This window comes from Vibrio sp. B1FIG11 (assembly GCF_905175335.1).
In the GTDB taxonomy this organism is placed as follows: Bacteria; Pseudomonadota; Gammaproteobacteria; order Enterobacterales; family Vibrionaceae; genus Vibrio; species Vibrio campbellii.
Map to the genome: position 1 here is coordinate 1,523,260 of NZ_HG992751.1, position 17,203 is coordinate 1,540,462.

14 protein-coding genes and 1 pseudogene are annotated in these 17,203 nt (G+C 46.1%); 1 reads left to right on the top strand and 14 read right to left on the bottom strand.

Translation table 11 applies throughout. The features are described from left to right. Positions 1-92: 92 nt before the first annotated feature. Entirely contained in the window at positions 93-2,375 is a 2,283-nt protein-coding gene (gene metE, locus KHO06_RS06870) for a 5-methyltetrahydropteroyltriglutamate--homocysteine S-methyltransferase (RefSeq protein ID WP_212582297.1), read from the top strand. A gap of 95 nt (positions 2,376-2,470) precedes the next feature. Here metE and KHO06_RS06875 read toward each other — a convergent pair whose 3' ends face one another. The 14 genes and pseudogenes from KHO06_RS06875 to KHO06_RS06940 all read right to left on the bottom strand — a co-directional run bounded on the left by KHO06_RS06875 (position 2,471) and on the right by KHO06_RS06940 (position 17,122). Beyond that, entirely contained in the window at positions 2,471-2,872 is a 402-nt protein-coding gene (locus KHO06_RS06875) for a GspS/AspS pilotin family protein (RefSeq protein WP_038889955.1), read from the bottom strand. Positions 2,873-2,875: 3 nt separating this feature from the next. Next, a complete protein-coding gene (locus tag KHO06_RS06880) occupies positions 2,876-3,172 on the bottom strand; it encodes a YciI family protein (RefSeq protein ID WP_005430936.1) in 297 nt (98 codons plus the stop codon). A gap of 120 nt (positions 3,173-3,292) precedes the next feature. Beyond that, complete coding sequence (gene yciA / locus KHO06_RS06885) at positions 3,293-3,688, bottom strand: acyl-CoA thioester hydrolase YciA (protein WP_010649449.1); 396 nt, start codon at positions 3,686-3,688, stop codon at positions 3,293-3,295. A gap of 143 nt (positions 3,689-3,831) precedes the next feature. Further along, positions 3,832-4,404 (bottom strand): septation protein A, encoded by a 573-nt coding sequence (locus tag KHO06_RS06890; RefSeq protein WP_038889956.1) that lies wholly within the window; start codon positions 4,402-4,404, stop codon positions 3,832-3,834. 129 nt (positions 4,405-4,533) lie between these two features. After that, on the bottom strand, positions 4,534-4,776 hold the full coding sequence (locus KHO06_RS06895; protein ID WP_045369252.1) for a hypothetical protein: 243 nt from the start codon (positions 4,774-4,776) through the stop codon (positions 4,534-4,536). Between the two features lie 94 nt (positions 4,777-4,870). Next, positions 4,871-7,421 (bottom strand): annotated as a pseudogene (locus KHO06_RS06900) (hybrid sensor histidine kinase/response regulator). Continuing rightward, positions 7,414-8,613 carry an acyl-homoserine-lactone synthase LuxM gene (luxM, locus tag KHO06_RS06905; RefSeq protein ID WP_086369164.1) on the bottom strand — a complete coding sequence of 400 codons (1,200 nt, stop codon included), beginning with the start codon at positions 8,611-8,613 and terminating at the stop codon, positions 7,414-7,416. The pseudogene KHO06_RS06900 and the gene luxM overlap by 8 nt, the downstream one beginning before the upstream one ends. Before the next feature lie 160 nt (positions 8,614-8,773). Continuing rightward, positions 8,774-10,033, bottom strand: a complete 1,260-nt coding sequence (locus KHO06_RS06910; RefSeq protein ID WP_005431192.1) for a dicarboxylate/amino acid:cation symporter — start codon at positions 10,031-10,033, stop codon at positions 8,774-8,776. Positions 10,034-10,370: 337 nt separating this feature from the next. Continuing rightward, positions 10,371-11,177 (bottom strand): tryptophan synthase subunit alpha, encoded by an 807-nt coding sequence (gene trpA / locus KHO06_RS06915; protein WP_212582298.1) that lies wholly within the window; start codon positions 11,175-11,177, stop codon positions 10,371-10,373. Next, complete coding sequence (gene trpB, locus KHO06_RS06920) at positions 11,177-12,367, bottom strand: tryptophan synthase subunit beta (RefSeq protein ID WP_005445041.1); 1,191 nt, start codon at positions 12,365-12,367, stop codon at positions 11,177-11,179. Before trpB ends, trpA begins: the two co-directional genes overlap by 1 nt. 64 nt (positions 12,368-12,431) lie before the next feature. Next, positions 12,432-13,871 (bottom strand): bifunctional indole-3-glycerol-phosphate synthase TrpC/phosphoribosylanthranilate isomerase TrpF, encoded by a 1,440-nt coding sequence (trpCF, locus tag KHO06_RS06925; RefSeq protein ID WP_212582299.1) that lies wholly within the window; start codon positions 13,869-13,871, stop codon positions 12,432-12,434. Between the two features lie 13 nt (positions 13,872-13,884). Next, on the bottom strand, positions 13,885-14,895 hold the full coding sequence (gene trpD / locus KHO06_RS06930; protein WP_009700797.1) for an anthranilate phosphoribosyltransferase: 1,011 nt from the start codon (positions 14,893-14,895) through the stop codon (positions 13,885-13,887). 36 nt (positions 14,896-14,931) lie between these two features. Beyond that, positions 14,932-15,540: an aminodeoxychorismate/anthranilate synthase component II gene (locus tag KHO06_RS06935; protein WP_038889962.1), complete on the bottom strand. Its 609-nt coding sequence runs from the start codon at positions 15,538-15,540 to the stop codon at positions 14,932-14,934. Positions 15,541-15,556: 16 nt separating this feature from the next. Then, entirely contained in the window at positions 15,557-17,122 is a 1,566-nt protein-coding gene (locus KHO06_RS06940; RefSeq protein WP_212582300.1) for an anthranilate synthase component 1, read from the bottom strand. Between the last annotated feature and the right edge of the window lie 81 nt (positions 17,123-17,203).

A 17,203-nucleotide genomic window follows, 5' to 3' on the forward strand; every position in this document is an offset into this window, starting at 1 on the left:
GAGAGAGATAGTTTTAGCCATCCAGACATCTTGGTGAATTTTATTCCCGATGTACTGACCTCAATATCAGACACAGAATAAGGAATACGGACATGGCTACGACAACGCATATTCTTGGTTATCCACGCATTGGAGAAAAACGTGAACTCAAATTTGCACTAGAGAAATACTGGCGAGGCGAGATCGATCAAGCTGAACTTAAACAGTTCGGGGCTGGACTGCGCGAGAAAAACTGGAACACACAAACGGAAGCAGGTTTGAGCTTTGCAACTGCTGGCGATTTTGCTTGGTACGATCATGTTTTAACTACCACATTACTCCTAGGACACATACCAAAGCGCCACGCCAACGGATTCCCGGATTTAGACACTTTATTTAAAGTTGGCCGCGGTCAGTCTCAGTCGGGGTGCGGTTGTGCAGGTGCTGCGGCGTCAGACATGACGAAATGGTTTAACACCAATTACCATTACATTGTGCCTGAGTTCAGCAAGGACGACGCATTTGAAGTCAGTTGGCCGCAGTTGTTTGAGGAAGTGAACGAAGCAATCAAAGCGGGGCATAAAGTAAAGCCTGTACTGCTTGGCCCACTCAGTTATCTCTATCTAGGCAAGGAAGTGGAAGAGGGATTTGATCGCCTTACCCTGCTACCTAGATTATTGACAGCCTACCAAACGATCCTTTCTAAGTTGGCAAGCCAAGGTGTGGAATGGGTACAAATTGATGAGCCAATTCTTTCACTCGAACTTGAAGACAAGTGGGCTGACGCGTTCAAATTGGCTTATCAAGTGATTCGCAGCGATGTAAAAGTCCTCCTGACCACTTACTTTGATTCGGTAAGTGAAACACTCGATAAGATTGCCGAATTAAATGTCGATGGCTTACACATTGATCTATCGGCTTCGCCAGAGCAATTGGATGAGGTGATTGCTAAGCTACCAGAACATTGGGTGTTGTCGGCTGGTGTCGTGAACGGTCGTAATGTTTGGCGTTCGGACTTAAGCACCCAGCTTGCGCGTTTGCAGTCTGTAAAAGAACGCCTAGGTGACAGACTTTGGGTCGCGAGCTCTTGTTCTCTATTACATAGCCCGGTTGATTTAGACTTAGAGCCAGCATTGAGTGATGAAGTCAAAAGCTGGTTTGCGTTCGCTAAACAAAAAGTCACGGAAGTGGTGTTGCTTGGCCGTGCATTAGACGGAGACCATAATGCGATTCTAGCTTGTGATACCTACAGCCAACCTATTCAGGATCGCAAGACGGCGACTCATGTGAACAAGCCACACGTGCAAGAGCGACTCAATAGCATTACGGCGCCACTCACTCAACGCAGCGCTCCTTATGCAGAGCGTGCCGCCCATCAAGCTGAGGTACTTGGATTACCATTGTTACCAACCACGACCATTGGCTCATTCCCCCAAACCGGAGAGATTCGAGTTCAGCGCTGTGCTTACAGAACAGGTAAGCTTTCAGAAACGGATTATAACCAAGCGTTGAAAGGGCACATCGCTGATGCTGTTAAGCGTCAAGAAGCGCTAGACCTTGATGTCTTGGTTCATGGTGAAGCTGAACGTAACGATATGGTGGAGTATTTTGCAGAAAACTTGGCTGGATTCCAAACCACTAAATTCGGCTGGGTACAAAGCTATGGCTCTCGTTGTGTAAAACCTGCCATTGTAGTCGCGGACATTGAGCGCGAAAAACCGATCACGGTTGAATGGTCAACCTATGCACAGTCACTGACCTGTAAACAAATGAAAGGCATGCTGACTGGGCCAGTGACAATTCTTTGCTGGACCTTCCCGCGTGAAGATATCACTCGTAAAGAAATTGCAGAACAGTTAGCGCTTGCACTTCGTGATGAAGTGTCAGACCTACAGGATGCAGGTATCAATATCATTCAAATAGACGAACCTGCAATTCGTGAGGGCTTACCACTTAAAAAGCGTGACCATGACGCTTATCTACAATGGGCAGTGGATGCATTTAAGATCTCGGCAGCCAGTGCAAAACCTGAAACGCAAATTCACACGCACATGTGCTACAGCGAGTTCAACGAAATCATTGACTCCGTTGCGGCTTTGGATGCGGATGTGATAACTATCGAGACGTCTCGTTCTAACATGGAATTACTCAAAGCGTTTGAAGCGTTTAATTATCCAAACGAAATCGGCCCTGGTGTTTACGACATTCACTCGCCGAACATTCCAACACAAGAGTGGATTGAAGCACTGTTGAAGAAGGCTGCAGAGAAGGTGCCAGTAGAGCGCTTATGGGTGAACCCAGACTGTGGTTTGAAGACGAGAAACTGGGCTGAGACAGAAGCTGCGTTAGCGAATCTGGTTTCGGCTGCGAAAAAGTTACGAACTGAGCTCGCGTAATGATTACTAGCGAATGGAAATAAAAAAGCGAGGACATTGAGCCTCGCTTTCTTCTTATCTGATTTTTTACTCATTCTAATGAACGAATAAGCGCATTACTGTGGCTGCTGAGTTGCAGTACAAGTTTGTTCAGATACCAACTCATCCGCCATTAGTTGGCCACGAGAGTTGCGGATCTTAATACGGTACATCAAGCCCATATCAATCTGTTCGCGCACTGCTGGTGTATTGCAGTAAGTGTAAATACTGGTATTTACCACTTGGTTTAATGGCTTAGCACCCAGCGCATCGTCGTTGTAGATCATCATCATCTCAACCACATTTTTGTTGGATGAGATACGTAAAATCTTAAGTGGACCGTATTCAAGCGGTAAGCCCGCTGAAAGTACACCCGCACGGTTTGAAGCCATTAGCTCAAGTTGGCGCTGTTTATCATCATTTGATGAACAACCAGCTAACGCACCAAATGCGAGGAAGAGACACAGTAATTTTTTCATAACTTAAAACACTTTCTTGAACGGTTTTACGATGACATTTTCGTAAACACCCGCCGCTATGTATGGATCGGCATCTGCCCAGGCTTGGGCTTCTTCCAAAGAAGCAAAATCTGCTATGACAGTAGAGCCAGTAAAGCCCGCTTCACCCGGATTATCAGAGTCGATGGCTGGCATTGGACCTGCTGTTAGTAAGCGGCCTTCGTCTTGAAGTTGTTGCAAGCGCTCAAGGTGTTGAGGGCGAACACTTAGACGTTTTTCCAGCGAATTCTCGACGTCCTGAGAAAAGATGACGTACCACATAGCATAGTTCCTTAATTGGTAGGGTAAAGCCTTAATTTAACGCCTTTTTTGTGCCACTCACAAGTAAACATGAAAAATTGTGAGACTCTTCCTAGCATTTCTGTTTTATTGAGTTATTCGTTACTTCTGAATTGGGCGTGGTTTGCCTTCGCTATCAATCGCAACGTAGTTGAACGTGGCATCACAAACCATGAAACGATCTTCGATACCGTGCTCTTTGATTGGCTTCACCCAGACTTCAAGATCAATGCTCATAGAAGTGCGGCCGATTTTGGTACATTCGCCGTAACAACATACAACGTCGCCGACTCGAACGGGTTTTTTAAAGGTGATGCTTGATACTGATACCGTTACGATTCGACCAGAAGAGATTTCTTTAGCAAGAATACCGCCCGCTAAATCGAGCTGAGACATGATCCAGCCACCGAAAATATCGCCATTGGCGTTAGTGTCGGCAGGCATAGCAAGGGTGCGAAGCAGCAGTTGGCCGCGAGGGGATTGAATTTCCTGACTCATTTTGACATCCATTAAATCTAGCAACGCAGTCTGAGAGGGTTGCAATAAGGCAACGCCAAAAGCCCAGACAGCAAGAACAAAACAGCGACCTAAAAGGTCGCTGTGAATTATCAATATGAACGAATTATAGCAAAACTGAGTTTTTAATCATCAAGCGATACATCGGATGAGTTCTCTTTTTGCTCTTTCTGTTCTTTTGGCATGTGTTTGTAGATGTAGAAGCCCGTTGCAATCATGTAAGCGAACGTCGCAATCAACAAACCAAATACCTTGAAGTTCACCCAAACATCCAATGGAAGCTCGAAGGCAACGTAGACATTCAAGCCAGCGCAGAACGAGAAAAAGGCGACCCACGCCCAGTTAATCTTGGTCCAAATCGCATCGGGTAAGGTGATTTCTTTGCCTAGCATGCCTTTGATTGCCGATTTGCCCATTGCGTGGCTTACGGCTAAACCAATCGCGAAGATTGCGTAAACGATGGTCACTTTCCATTTTATGAAGTTTTCATCGTGCAGGAAGATGGTCATGCCGCCGAAGATGGCCACCATAGCAAAGGTGATCAGCTGCATTTTCTCGACTTTTTTGTATAGCGCGAACGTCAATACAATTTGAATAGCAGTCGCAACGATCAGGGCGCCAGTTGCAACGTATATATCGTACATCTTGTATAGGGCGAAGAAGACGATGAGAGGGATAAAATCAAGGATTTGCTTCATGAGGCAAACACTACCTAGTTGTTGAGTTGAGGACAGTCTAGCGAAATCTGAGGCAATGTGAACATTTATAGCGTAGTGGAAACAAAAATTGCCGTAATCAAGACGGCAATTTTGGGGAGAGTGTAGCGGTTACGCGACGCTTTGGTAGCGTGTGATCAATGTCTTGACGTCTTCGAGGTAACCCTCTCGTAATAGGTTATCAACGGTGGCTTCCAGCTCATCATGTGACATGGTGAAGCAGGTAGACTTTCCGGTCATTAGGTTAAGATATTGGTGGTATTCTTCTTCTGTGTAATGACCCACGCGATCAAGCAAAAGTGTTTTGATACCGTGATGAATCAAGCCGTAATATGTGTGTCGATGAAGCATCATGTTCACTCCTTATCAAGCTGATCCTCCATCCTGTAGAGGACTTGAATCTATGGATAATTCGATTTGTACTTCAGCAATGCATATCAGGTGCCAACTATTCTCTCTCAGCTTCAAAAGAGCTCGATGCAGTGTCTTTGTTCAACCAGTTTCCTAAAACATGACGTAAAGCGTTTAACGTTGTTGGCTTTTCTAGCCTACCGTCCATTAGCTTATTGATCATGTCTAATTCGCGTTCTCCAGACTCCCCTGATAGAGCGATAATCGGGGTCTGAGGAGACAGCTCTTTAATTCTTTGGCTTGCATCAAATCCATTCATAACAGGCATTTGTACGTCCATCAGAATCAAGTCTACGCGGTTTGTCTTAAACACTTCGACGGCATTTTCACCGTTGTTTGCTTGTAAGCTGTTGACGCCAAGTTGGTTCAAATACATTTGAACCAGCGCACGTTGCACCTCTTTATCGTCGACGATGAGCACTGTTGGTGCTTGGTTATTCATTTGTACGTTGGACGCGACTTTATGTTCATTACTTCGTTTATTTTGCTTCCAATCGTTGAAGTAAGGCGTGCGTAATGTGTCTGCTTTTGGTGCATTCGGGACAACAGGGAAGTACAAATGAAATTCTGTGAATTCGCCAAGTTTAGACTCACACTCAATTCTGCCGCCAAAAGAACGCATTACACGCTGGCAGTAGCCCAAACCTAAGCCGCTGCCGCCGCTCTTTTGGTAAGAGAAAAAGTCGTCAAAGATCTTGTGAGAGATGGTTTCATCGATACCCGGGCCAGTGTCGCGGAAAATCAGCGTATTCTCGTAAGGGCCCGTTTTCGTGCTTATCTCAATTTGACTGTCTGGATACGAGTCAAAATAGTAAATTGCGTTACGAATCAGATTGAAAATGACAAAGTTAAATAAGGTCTCATTGAGTTTTGCCACAAAATCAGTGTGCTGTGGCAGACGAATCCTTTCGATGATTTTCTCATTTTCAAAACCGTAATGGCTGACAGCTTGGTCGACGGCTTTATGAATCGAGGTCATAGCGATAGGTTCGTGCTCTGGCGAGCTGTCACTCACTTCTCGCAAAATGATATCGATGAGTTGGCGACCGCGCTGAATTGCGGCTTGGCCATTTTCAATATCTAGTTTGATCTGTTCAACGGGTGCATGATTCTCAATATGCTGTTTCAATGCTTCAAATTGCAACTGAACTTGAGCGAGAGGGTTACGCATTTCGTGAGCAATAGAGTTAGCTAGCGCACGGCTTTGTCGAATACGGCGATCCGCTTCAATGGTACTTTGTACTCGAGTAAGCAACGTTTGAACTGCTGAGATTTCCTCATTCGAGAACATTTGGTTGTTGCTCTTGTGGGGAGAAACCAATAAGTGCGTAACCGATTTACCTTGCCCATACAGCGGCATAACCAAAGCGGTGTTGTTTGAGCTCATTTTGTCATACAGCGCCTTCATTGAGCGCTTTGCCGATACCTTGTATTCGAGCTCTTCAGAGAGTTCATCAAACACCAACACCGAGCGGTTTGATGAAAGGTACTCTTCGTAAAAGGTTTCGTTGTAGTTACTGGTTACGAGGCGTAGTTTGTCATTGGGAATTTGCAGCAGCTTACCCAGACGACGCATCGCATCATCAATAGAGAGCTTAAAATCCTCTTCAAGTGACAAGATTTGTTGTACTGGTGTTTTCTTGTCGCCATATATCAAGAACGATGCATATCGGCTGACCTTTTTATACAAAAGGTGCCAAGTAATACCAATAAGGGCGCAGATAGGTGTGGCGATAAGCCACTGATTACTGTCCGTAAGTGGGATAAATATTGCGCCTAAAGGCAGAACGAAAATAGCACAGACCAGCAGCGCGCTAAGAGCGAGGTAAGCAATGTACTTTACGCTGTAGAAGCGGGAGGTCAGCAGTGCATAACCAACAAAGAGCATTTCACTTATCGACAAGGCTGGTGGTAACCAAGTCAACGAGAAATCTCCCATAAAGTATGTCATACCAAGATGAATAACTGCCGTCGAAAGCATGAACACTAAGATACCGGCGATCATGTAGTTGGTCTTAGCTAGAGTCAGCTTACTGCTGTTCGTACGCATGGCGACAAGATTGACGAGAGTCAGAACAACAAAGCTAACTAGGCCGATAAAGAAATAAGAGGTATGCGGGCCAAACTCGATGACGAATTGACTTGGGCCGACAATATCGACGTGCTCTACGGTCAAACCGGGACGCAAATTGATAAACAGCGAGTACACAGTTAATGAAACAAAGATGCCTTGCTGCCATCGGTGTACTTTGCCTTTGCGTTGCTCCGCCGCTAACTGGCATGAGAAATAGTAGGCAAAAGCAAATGCGAAGAAGGAAGCGAGGTTGGCAAACTTAGCCATGAACATGCCAGCCGAAGCTCCGAGCTCGGGCAGTAAATCGGTATGGAAATAAGCATTGCTGCTGATCCACGCAATGATACACACCGAGTACGCAATATAAGCTGCGTGGTGAGTACCAAAGATCACTTCATTTTTTTTGCTTAAGTCGATAGCAGTAATAGAAGAGCCACATCATGACGACAGCCACGGTCGCGAGAAGCGTAATGGCTTTGGCGTAGACGATAGCCTCTAGGCTAAAATCAAACATGCTCATCCCTTTCTAATGAACCGCGTTTTCTGCTCGCTCGAACAGCACGTTTATAACCACGAAAGTCGATGTTACTGAACGCTTTGACCATCATTTCAAAATTCCAGAATCCACGGTAAGTCTGTTTGCCATCGTCATTTAAGTCGCAGCATCCCGAATGGAAATACGCCTTCGCATCGATAGCTCGATAAAAGTTGAGCATGAAAGGTTGCTCGATAATAGTGAAGCCAATTTTGTAACCTGTCTGATGCAATACACTCATCAACTCTTTCTGAGCGAGGTAGAGGAAGTAGAGTTTTTGTTGAGCGTTTCCACTTACGGTCAGGCGCAACACTTCGCAAACAGCTTGTGTATCAGACAATTGTAACTTGAATTCGTTATCAAATTCTGGGAGAGAGTAACATTTTAACAGTGTTGAGGGTGTAAATAGCTGTAAACGCGTAAATTCAGAGTAGCCATAACTAGGAAAGCAGTAATTCCACTGCTCATTACTAAACTGTGGCGCGTAGCTGAGCCAAGTATCGCGAATAGACCAATCCTGAATAAGCGCGGAAGCCACCAGAGTAGGGCAAGACTCCTGATCTGGGTGTTTCAGTACGATGAAGTGCTTACCAACTTGAGACAAAGACAATAGCGACAGCATCTCGTACCACTTTTCACCTTGTATAAAAAGCTCAAGATTACTCAATGTGATCGCATCACTGAGTGGCATTGCCTGCGGGTGGCTTGGGATTTGTACCATAAGTTGAGTGTCTTCTACTCGCTCAACTAGAGCACCATAGTAAGCACTGTCTTCAAAGAGAAGCCGTGGAGCTGGTGATTCGTTTTCCTTCAACGGAAACTTCGCTTTAATAGCGGCAATCTCGCACTCACACCAGAAGTCCAGCCAATGCATAAAGCACTGACCAACGACTTTTTCAAGCAAAGCAGCTTCTTCGGACAGGGTGCTAGGATATCGCTCAATAAGGTCACGATAGTCCATCAACTCAAAGATAATGGAATAGCTTTTGTTAGCATGTTCAGGAAAGAGAGCGGTCAGCTGGTTTTTACGATGGTCTGTAATTGCCTTAAAAAGCTCCGTTCGTTCGTGTGACTGATAAGTGCGGATCACAAGATCGATCAGCACTTGCTGTTTTTTTTCGATAGGCAAACTGTTAGCCGACAGCGAGCCTAAAGACAACATTAATTTCATGGGGTCAACCTAGCCAGGTTTATGGTTTTTTTTATTTATGCCGCTCTTATATCACTTGAGAAAAAATATGCCATTAGTTTCTATTTAAACGGTTACGTAAGGCAGGTTTGAGATGAAAAAAACCGCTCTTTTGAGCGGCTTGTTTAAAATGCGTTCAGGGTTAAGCTTCTTGCTTTTGAAGCTCAGCTTGTTGCGCTTCTTCTTCCACTAGAGCATCGACGATCACTGCACATGCTGCGTCACCGGTGATGTTTAGTGCGGTACGAATCATATCGAAGATACGGTCAAGAGCGAACAGTAGTGGTAGGCCTTCGATTGGAATACCAGCAGCAAGCAGTACTGCTACTACTAGGAATGAAGGACCAGGAACACCTGCTTGACCTACAGCGCCTAGTGTAGAAGTAACGATGATCGCGATGTACGCGCCCATGCCTAGGTCGATGTTGAACAGCTGAGCAAAGAAAATTGCTACTAGACCGTAGTAAATCGCGTTACCAGACATGTTGATGGTTGCGCCAAGCGGTAGAACAAATGATGCAGTCGAGTTCTTAACGCCAAGCTCTTTTTCACACGTATCCATCGTTACTGGCAGTGTCGCCATTGAAGACGCGGTAGACAGGGCAACGGCTTGCGGTTTCTTCATTGCTGACACGAACTTCTTCGCCGATGTCTTAGTGAAGATGTGTACCATCGCTGGGTAAACTACGAAACCGAACACAAGGATTGCAGCTACGTACACAACGAACAGTTTGAATACCACCATTAGGGCACCAAAACCAAACGTACCCACCGCTTCAGCCATCAGACCAAATACGCCAATAGGAGCAATGATCATCACTTTATTGATCATCCAAACCATCGCGTCAACGATGCAGTTAACACCATTGATGATTGGCTCGCGGCGCGCTTTTTCTTGTTTTGAAATCGCAATACCGAAGAACATACAGAACACTAGGATCTGAAGAATATTTGCTTCATTAAGTGATTGGAAAACGTTGGTTGGGATCATACCAGTGATGGTCGCCCAGAAAGTAGGTAGCTCACCTTTTGAAGCGTATTCAGCCGAGAACATACCTTCAACGCCAGAAACGTCGATGCCCATGCCTGGTTTGAATACTTCACCCATGAACAGCGCTAGTGCTACTGCTAGGGCAGACGTTAGACCGAAGTAACCTAGGGTTACCAAGCCTACTTTTCCTGCAGATTGGCTGTTGCCAAGGCCTGCTGCGCCCGAGATAAGGGCTACCGCAACCAATGGGATCACGAGCATTTTAATCAGGTTGATAAAGATCGCACCAAGTGGCGCGAATACTGTCGCACTTTGACCCATGAAGGCACCAACGGCAGTACCCACGATCATTGCAATGACGACTTGCACGCCAATGTTGTTTAGCAAACTCTTTTGTTTTAACACTTCCATAACCTCTGTGCTAATAATGTGTAAAATCCTAAAATTACCCACCAATATAAAGTTGTTATTTGGATAATTGTTTCGCCTTGCTTTTTACACTTATCATTCACAATTAGCAATACAATTTCTGTACATACTTACCGTCTAATTGGAAATTCATTGATTGCTGATAGTTTTTTAACTAATAGCAAACGATTGCCATCGATTGTGGTGATATTTTGGTTGTCTGGCGTTTGAAAAATAGATGGTAAGAGAGGGAGGTTTTTAGACAGGAATGTTAAAAAAAAAGATCGATTCCTGATGGTTAATAAGGAATCGATCTCATATTTATCAAATCAGTGATACGTTATTTTTGTGTTGCAGCTTTCATTGCAGAAACGAATTCACCAAGCTTATCGAGCATGATTTTTGGTTGCTCGACGTTCGCTTCGATAATTTTTACCACGGCAGAACCAGAAATCGCACCAGCGGCACCAGATTCTAGAGCTTGTTTTACTTGTGCAGGCTCTGAAATACCAAAACCAAGCAGCGCTGGTGGTGCATTGAATTGATTCAGTTTATCTAACATGTGGTCAACAGGCATGTTTGCCTTGGTCTCAGCGCCAGTAACACCTGCACGAGATAGTAGGTAAGTGTAGCCGCCACCTAACTCTGATACTTGCTTCAGCGTTTCATCACTTGCCGTTGGTGGGGCAATGAAGATTGGGTGAATTCCAAACTTCTCTGCTGCTGCAACAAATTCTGAGCTCTCGTTGGTTGGTACGTCTGCAATCAAAACAGAATCGATGCCCGCTTTTGCACAGCGCTCGTAGAAGTTTTCGATACCACGAGAGTAAACAAGGTTCGCGTACATCAGAAGACCAATAGGTAACTCTGGGTATTTCGCTCGGATCTTACCAATCTGCTCGAAACAGATATCCGGTGTTGCGCCTGAATCTAGAGCACGAATGTTCGCACCTTGGATAGTTGGACCATCCGCAAGAGGATCTGAGAATGGAATACCGAGTTCTAGAGCATCAGCGCCTGACTCAACTAATGTTTCCATGATCTTGTAAGATTGCTCTGCGTTTGGATCGCAAACCGTTACGAACGGTACAAACGCGCCTTGGTTTTTCTCGTTTAGGCGCTCAAACATCTTTGCATAACGGCTCATTAGATCGCTCCTTTTTCTTCTAGGATGGCATGTACAGTGAAGATATCTTTATCACCACGACCTGATAGGTTCACAACTAACAATTGTTCTTTTTCTGGATTCTCACGAGCCATACGCAGTGCATGAGCCAGTGCGTGAGAGGACTCTAGAGCTGGGATGATGCCTTCGTGACGCGCAATTTCTTGGAATGCTTCTAGCGCTTCATCATCGGTGACATTATCGTATTCAGCACGGCCAATCGCATTTAGGTGTGCATGCTGTGGGCCCACAGAAGGGAAATCAAGACCAGCAGAAACAGAGTATGACTCTTCAACTTGACCGTTTGGATCTTGCATCAATGGCGCTTTCATACCAAAGAAGATACCCGTTTTACCGTGTTTAAGTGGTGCGCCGTGTTGGTCGGTATCGATACCTTTACCTGCTGGCTCAACACCAATTAGGCGAACGCTTTCTTCTTCGATGAAGTCAGCAAACATACCGATAGCGTTTGAACCACCGCCCACACACGCGATAACTGCGTCAGGAAGACGACCTTCACGTGCCAAAATCTGATTCTTTGTTTCTTCACCAATCATGCGTTGGAAATCGCGCACGATGGTTGGGAATGGGTGAGGACCTGCCGCTGTACCTAATAGGTAGTGCGCGTCTTCATAAGTTGCAGACCAGTCGCGTAGTGCTTCGTTACATGCGTCTTTAAGTGTTGCGGAACCAGAGTGGACAGGAATAACTTCTGCACCCATGAGCTTCATACGGAACACGTTCGGACTTTGACGCTCAACGTCTTTTGCACCCATGTAAACGCGGCACTTAAGGCCAAGCAGTGCACATGCTAGTGCGGTTGCCACACCGTGTTGGCCTGCGCCAGTTTCAGCGATGATTTCGTTTTTGCCCATGCGTTTCGCAAGTAGCGCTTGACCTAACACTTGGTTGGTCTTGTGCGCACCACCGTGAAGCAGGTCTTCACGTTTTAGGTACAATTTGGTTTTCGTACCTTTGGTTAGGTTACGAGTTAGAGTCAAAGCCGTTGGGCGGCCCGCATACTCTTGAAGAAGGGTCATGAACTCACTGCGGAATTCTGGATCTTCTTGTGCGTCGATAAACGCTTGCTCTAGTTGCTCCAATGCCGGAACTAGAATTTGCGGAACGTACTGACCGCCGTATTCGCCAAAGTAGGCATTCAGTTTTGCCATGGTGATATTCCTTCTCGTATTTTTCGCTACGAATAGCTTTAAATTTTTTAGCTGATATCCAGCTTTAGTAGTTGCGAATGGCGCTGAATGCCGCAAGCAACTTCTGTGAATCTTTTTTGCCTGGTGCGCTTTCTACACCAGAGTTTAAATCTAATCCCAAGCAACCTAGTGTCGCTGCTTGTTGAGCATTTTCTGGCGACAGTCCGCCCGCTAGCATAATTTGACTTGGGTCGCCGATCAGTGACCAGTCGAACACTTGTCCGGTTCCACCTGTTTGAGTGCCAACTTGCGCATCTAACAGGTGGCGGTCAATGTTGTCTGCAAGCAGTTCTGGCTTGGCATCAGTCACGCCATAAGCTTTCCAAATTTCTACTGTTGTTGGCAGTTCGGCTTTGAGTTGGTTTACGTAAGCTTGGTCTTCTTGACCATGCAATTGCACCGCTTTCAAACCCAGAGAGGTCACAACGGAAGCAACAAAATCGATATCATGATTTTGGAACACGCCTACGTAGTTCAGTGGAGCACCGCTCATGGTTAAGCGAGCGCCTTCAAGATCAACGGAGCGCTTCGACTTCTCAACGAAAATCAGGCCACCAAATACCGCACCAGCTTGATATGCTTTCGCTGCATCATCTGGATGAGTGAGACCACAGACTTTGTTTTCGCCCAGCGTCACTTTGCGTACTGCCAGTTCAAGGTTGTCTTCTGCCATCAGCGAGCTACCAATCAAGAATCCGTCTGCGTATTTCGCTAAATCACGAACTTGTTGATGCGTATAAATGCCAGACTCTGAAATCACGGTAGCGTTTGGTGCTAATTCGCGAATTGTCGGTGCCAGTTCTTTAGTACGATTCAAATCGGTGCTTAGGTCGCGAAGGTTACGGTTATTGATGCCGATAACGCGAGCGCCTAGCTCAACGGCACGGTGAAGCTCTTCTTCGTTGCTGACTTCGGTCAGGATACCCATGTTCAGGCTGTGTGCTGCTTCTTCTAGGGCTTTGTATTCTTCGTCATTGAGGACAGACAGCATTAGCAAGACAGCATCAGCACTGTAATGACGCGCTAGGTAAACTTGGTAGGTGTCCACCATGAAGTCTTTACACAGAACGGGCTGTTTGACTTGACCACGAACTTGAGGAAGAAAGTCAAAGTTACCTTGGAAGTACTTCTCGTCTGTTAAGACTGAAATTGCATCTGCATGGTTGTTGTAAACCGATGCAATGTAATCCAAGTCGAAGTGATCACGAATCAAACCTTTAGAAGGAGATGCCTTCTTACATTCGGTGATGAATGCCGTCTTTTCGCCACTCAGTGCTTCGTAGAAGCTGCGGTCCGATGGCAGCAAATCAGACTGAAATGTGCTTAGCGGTTGAGACACCTTACGGTCTGCTACCCACTGATATTTGTCGCGGACAATTTTCGCCAGTACTTCTGCCATTTCTGCTTCTTTCTTAGAAACGTGTTCAGACAGGTTGTCAGCTTGCTGAGTGTTGAAGTCAGTCATCTTCTTCAATTCCTTAAGCGTGTGCGGCAAGTTGTTGTACCAATTGGTACGCCTTGCCTGAATTCATTGCCTCAATCGCTTGTTGCGTGTTGGCTTTTAAATCTTCGTGGCCGAATAGACGCATTAGCAGAGCAACGTTCACCGCCACTGCGCCCAATTGTGCGTCTGTACCTTTACCCGTCAGGATATTGGTAATGATGGCTTTGTTTTCTTCAGGATCGCCACCTTTGATCGCTTCTAACGGGTGCGCTTCTAGACCGAAGTCTGCTGGTGTTAGCGTGTACTCAGTGATCTTGCCATCTTTGATTTCTGCAACCGTTGTTTCACCGTGAATCGCCACTTCATCCAAACCACTACCGTGTACTACTGCTGCGCGCTTCATACCCATTTGTAGCATGGTTTCTGCAATAGGACGAACCAGTTCTTCACTGTAAACACCCATCAATTCGATGTTAGGACGAGCAGGGTTAATCAGTGGACCAAGAATGTTAAAGATGGTGCGTGTTTTCATGGTTTGACGCACTGGCATCGCATGGCGCACTCCACCGTGGTATTGAGGAGCAAATAGGAAAGCAACACCGATATCGTCTACCGCTTTGCGCGTATCTTCTGCGCTCATGGCTAGGTTGATACCAAATGAATCAAGAAGGTCAGAAGAACCCGATTTGCTTGAAACGCTGCGGTTACCGTGTTTCGCCACTTTTAGACCACATGCTGCAGCAACAAACGCCGCAGTGGTTGAAATGTTGATGGTGTTGTGACCGTCACCGCCCGTACCTACGATATCTGCGAAATCGTAATCTGGGCGAGGGAATGGGTTTGCATTTGCCAGCAGTGCTTTCGCTGCACCCGCAATTTCATCTGGCGTTTCACCTTTGATTTTTAGTGCAGTCAGTGCTGATGCCATCAAAATTGGGTCTAATTCACCACGGATAATGATGTCGAATAGCTGTTGGCTCTCTTCCTGAGTAAGCGATTCTTGCTCGTACAGTTTGGTAATAATAGGGTTGATGATTGCTTCCATATTTCCTCTCCTAAATTTCTTATGTGCCAGTGCTTTTTAAGCAGTGAGTGGGTTCGCTGAAGTTTGTTCTTCAAGTGCCCATTCAATGGCATTGGCCAACAGTGTTGCTCCGTAGGTCGTCATAATAGATTCCGGGTGGAACTGGAACCCGCAAACTTTATCTTCTTCATGTACAACAGACATCACCAAATCATCTACTTCTGCTGTGATGGTTAGGCTCTCAGGAACCTTGGTCGCAACCAGTGAGTGGTAACGTGCAATTGCAAGTGGTGATGGTAGGTTTTGGTAAATCGCATGGTCTTGGTGCTCCATCATAGAGACCTTTCCGTGAATGATTTCGCCCGCGCCAGCAACGGTGCCGCCGTACGCTTCAACAATCGCTTGGTGACCAAGACAAATGCCGATCATCGGCACTTTGCCTTTCATGCGTTGGATCAGCTCTGGCATTGAGCCTGCTTCTGAAGGAGCACCAGGGCCTGGCGATAGTAGAACCACTGGGTTTTCAAGCTCGTTTACCGCTTGTTCGATGGTTTCTGCTGGGATGTTGTTTCGGTAAATCTTGACTGAGTGACCTAGCGAGCGGAACTGATCCACAAGGTTGTAGGTGAACGAGTCAAAGTTATCGATAAAAATGATATTAGCCATCTCTGAACCCTATTCCTTATTGTGATTTATGCGCTGCTTGGATAGCAGAGATTACCGCTTGTGCTTTGCCGCGCGTTTCGTCTGCTTCCGCTTGCGGATCAGAGTCGAACACCACGCCAGCACCGGCCTGAACTTGAGCAATGCCGTTTTCTACGTAAGCTGAGCGAATGACGATACATGTGTCGAGTGTGCCTTCACCAGTTAGGTAACCAACCGCACCGCCGTAGCTACCGCGTCGTGCGCCTTCTACATCGCGAATCAACTGCATTGCACGAATCTTTGGTGCACCAGTGAGCGTGCCCATATTCATACATGCTTGGTATGCGTGCAGCGCATCTAGGTCTTCACGCAGTTGACCAATCACACGAGATACTAAGTGCATTACGTGGCTGTAGCGGTCGACTTTTAGTAGGTCTGCTACGTGACGTGTGCCAGCTTGAGCAATACGAGCAACGTCGTTACGTGCTAAGTCAACCAGCATCATGTGTTCTGCGTTTTCTTTCATGTCGGTGCGCAGTTCAAGTTCGATGCGGCTATCTAGGTCGAAATCAATCTCGCCGTTAGGGCGCTTACCGCGGCGACGAGTGCCTGCGATTGGGTAGATTTCAATTTGGTTAGTGTCGGTTTCGTACTTAAGCGCGCTTTCTGGTGATGCGCCAAACAAAGTAAATAGTTCGTCTTGCATGTAGAACATGTAAGGGCTCGGGTTACTTTGTTTGAGTTCTTTGTAGGCTGCTAATGGAGAAGGGCAAGGGAGTGTAAATCGGCGAGACGGCACGACTTGGAACACATCGCCTTTCACTACGAACTCTTTTAAGTCACGAACGATTTGGCAGAAGTCTGCATCAGACACGCTAGGTTCAACCGTGACATCGGCGATTTGCTCTGCACTTGGCAGCAGTTTTGGCGCTGCGCATTGAGCGCTGATTTCTGCGATGCGAGTTTCTAGCGTTGTTTTCTCTGATTCGTCGACAAACAAAGTCGCTTGCAGTTGGCAAGATTCGGTTTGATGATCCACAACCAACAGAGTTTCCGCTACATAGAAAACGTAATCTGGGCATTGGTTGGTTGCTTCTGCATTGCCCAGAGGTTCGAAGTTAGCGACCAAGTCGTAGGCAAACAGACCACCAAGGAAAATCGCGTGCTTATCTTGCTCTGAAATATCGAAGCTGTGTTGCACTAAACGCAGCGCATCAAATGAAGAGGCTTCACGTAGGCGAGAATCTTCATCTAGCGTGTCGCAAGGCTGGGTGAATTTCAAAGTCAGCGTTTCGCCAACGAACTCACTCTTAACCTCACCACGAATGTTCTGGTTTAAATGAGAAAGCAGGTTCTTACCATTGTTGGTCAATGCCTGCATGCTAACTGTGTGACCGAAACAAACGATGCGCACTGCAGAATCGACAATTAGCAGGGATTTTAAATCTTGCTTTGAGTCGATCTCAGCAGATTCCAGCAATAGGCTGTCAGTTTTGTTCTCACATAACGTGTGGAACAAGCGAGTCGGGTCTTGAGTATAAGGGACGGAAGCCGTTAGCACTTCAAGCTGTCCAAGTTTCTTAATTTCAATGGCCTTGTTCACAAGACCTCCTTATAGCTGTTTACATCTTCCTGCCGTACATAGTCGCATAAAGCAAACGTTCACCCAATCAAGTTTTGGTCA

Bases quoted from the DNA above. Each gene is read 5' to 3' on its own strand.
- metE (WP_212582297.1), top strand. From the start codon at position 93: ATGGCTACGACAACGCATATTCTTGGTTATCCACGCATTGGAGAAAAA.
- KHO06_RS06875 (WP_038889955.1), bottom strand. From the start codon at position 2,872: ATGAAAAAATTACTGTGTCTCTTCCTCGCATTTGGTGCGTTAGCTGGT.
- KHO06_RS06880 (WP_005430936.1), bottom strand. From the start codon at position 3,172: ATGTGGTACGTCATCTTTTCTCAGGACGTCGAGAATTCGCTGGAAAAA.
- yciA (WP_010649449.1), bottom strand. From the start codon at position 3,688: ATGAGTCAGGAAATTCAATCCCCTCGCGGCCAACTGCTGCTTCGCACC.
- KHO06_RS06890 (WP_038889956.1), bottom strand. From the start codon at position 4,404: ATGAAGCAAATCCTTGATTTTATCCCTCTCATCGTCTTCTTCGCCCTA.
- KHO06_RS06895 (WP_045369252.1), bottom strand. From the start codon at position 4,776: ATGATGCTTCATCGACACACATATTACGGCTTGATTCATCACGGTATC.
- luxM (WP_086369164.1), bottom strand. From the start codon at position 8,613: ATGAAATTAATGTTGTCTTTAGGCTCGCTGTCGGCTAACAGTTTGCCT.
- KHO06_RS06910 (WP_005431192.1), bottom strand. From the start codon at position 10,033: ATGGAAGTGTTAAAACAAAAGAGTTTGCTAAACAACATTGGCGTGCAA.
- trpA (WP_212582298.1), bottom strand. From the start codon at position 11,177: ATGAGCCGTTATGCAAAGATGTTTGAGCGCCTAAACGAGAAAAACCAA.
- trpB (WP_005445041.1), bottom strand. From the start codon at position 12,367: ATGGCAAAACTGAATGCCTACTTTGGCGAATACGGCGGTCAGTACGTT.
- trpCF (WP_212582299.1), bottom strand. From the start codon at position 13,871: ATGACTGACTTCAACACTCAGCAAGCTGACAACCTGTCTGAACACGTT.
- trpD (WP_009700797.1), bottom strand. From the start codon at position 14,895: ATGGAAGCAATCATCAACCCTATTATTACCAAACTGTACGAGCAAGAA.
- KHO06_RS06935 (WP_038889962.1), bottom strand. From the start codon at position 15,540: ATGGCTAATATCATTTTTATCGATAACTTTGACTCGTTCACCTACAAC.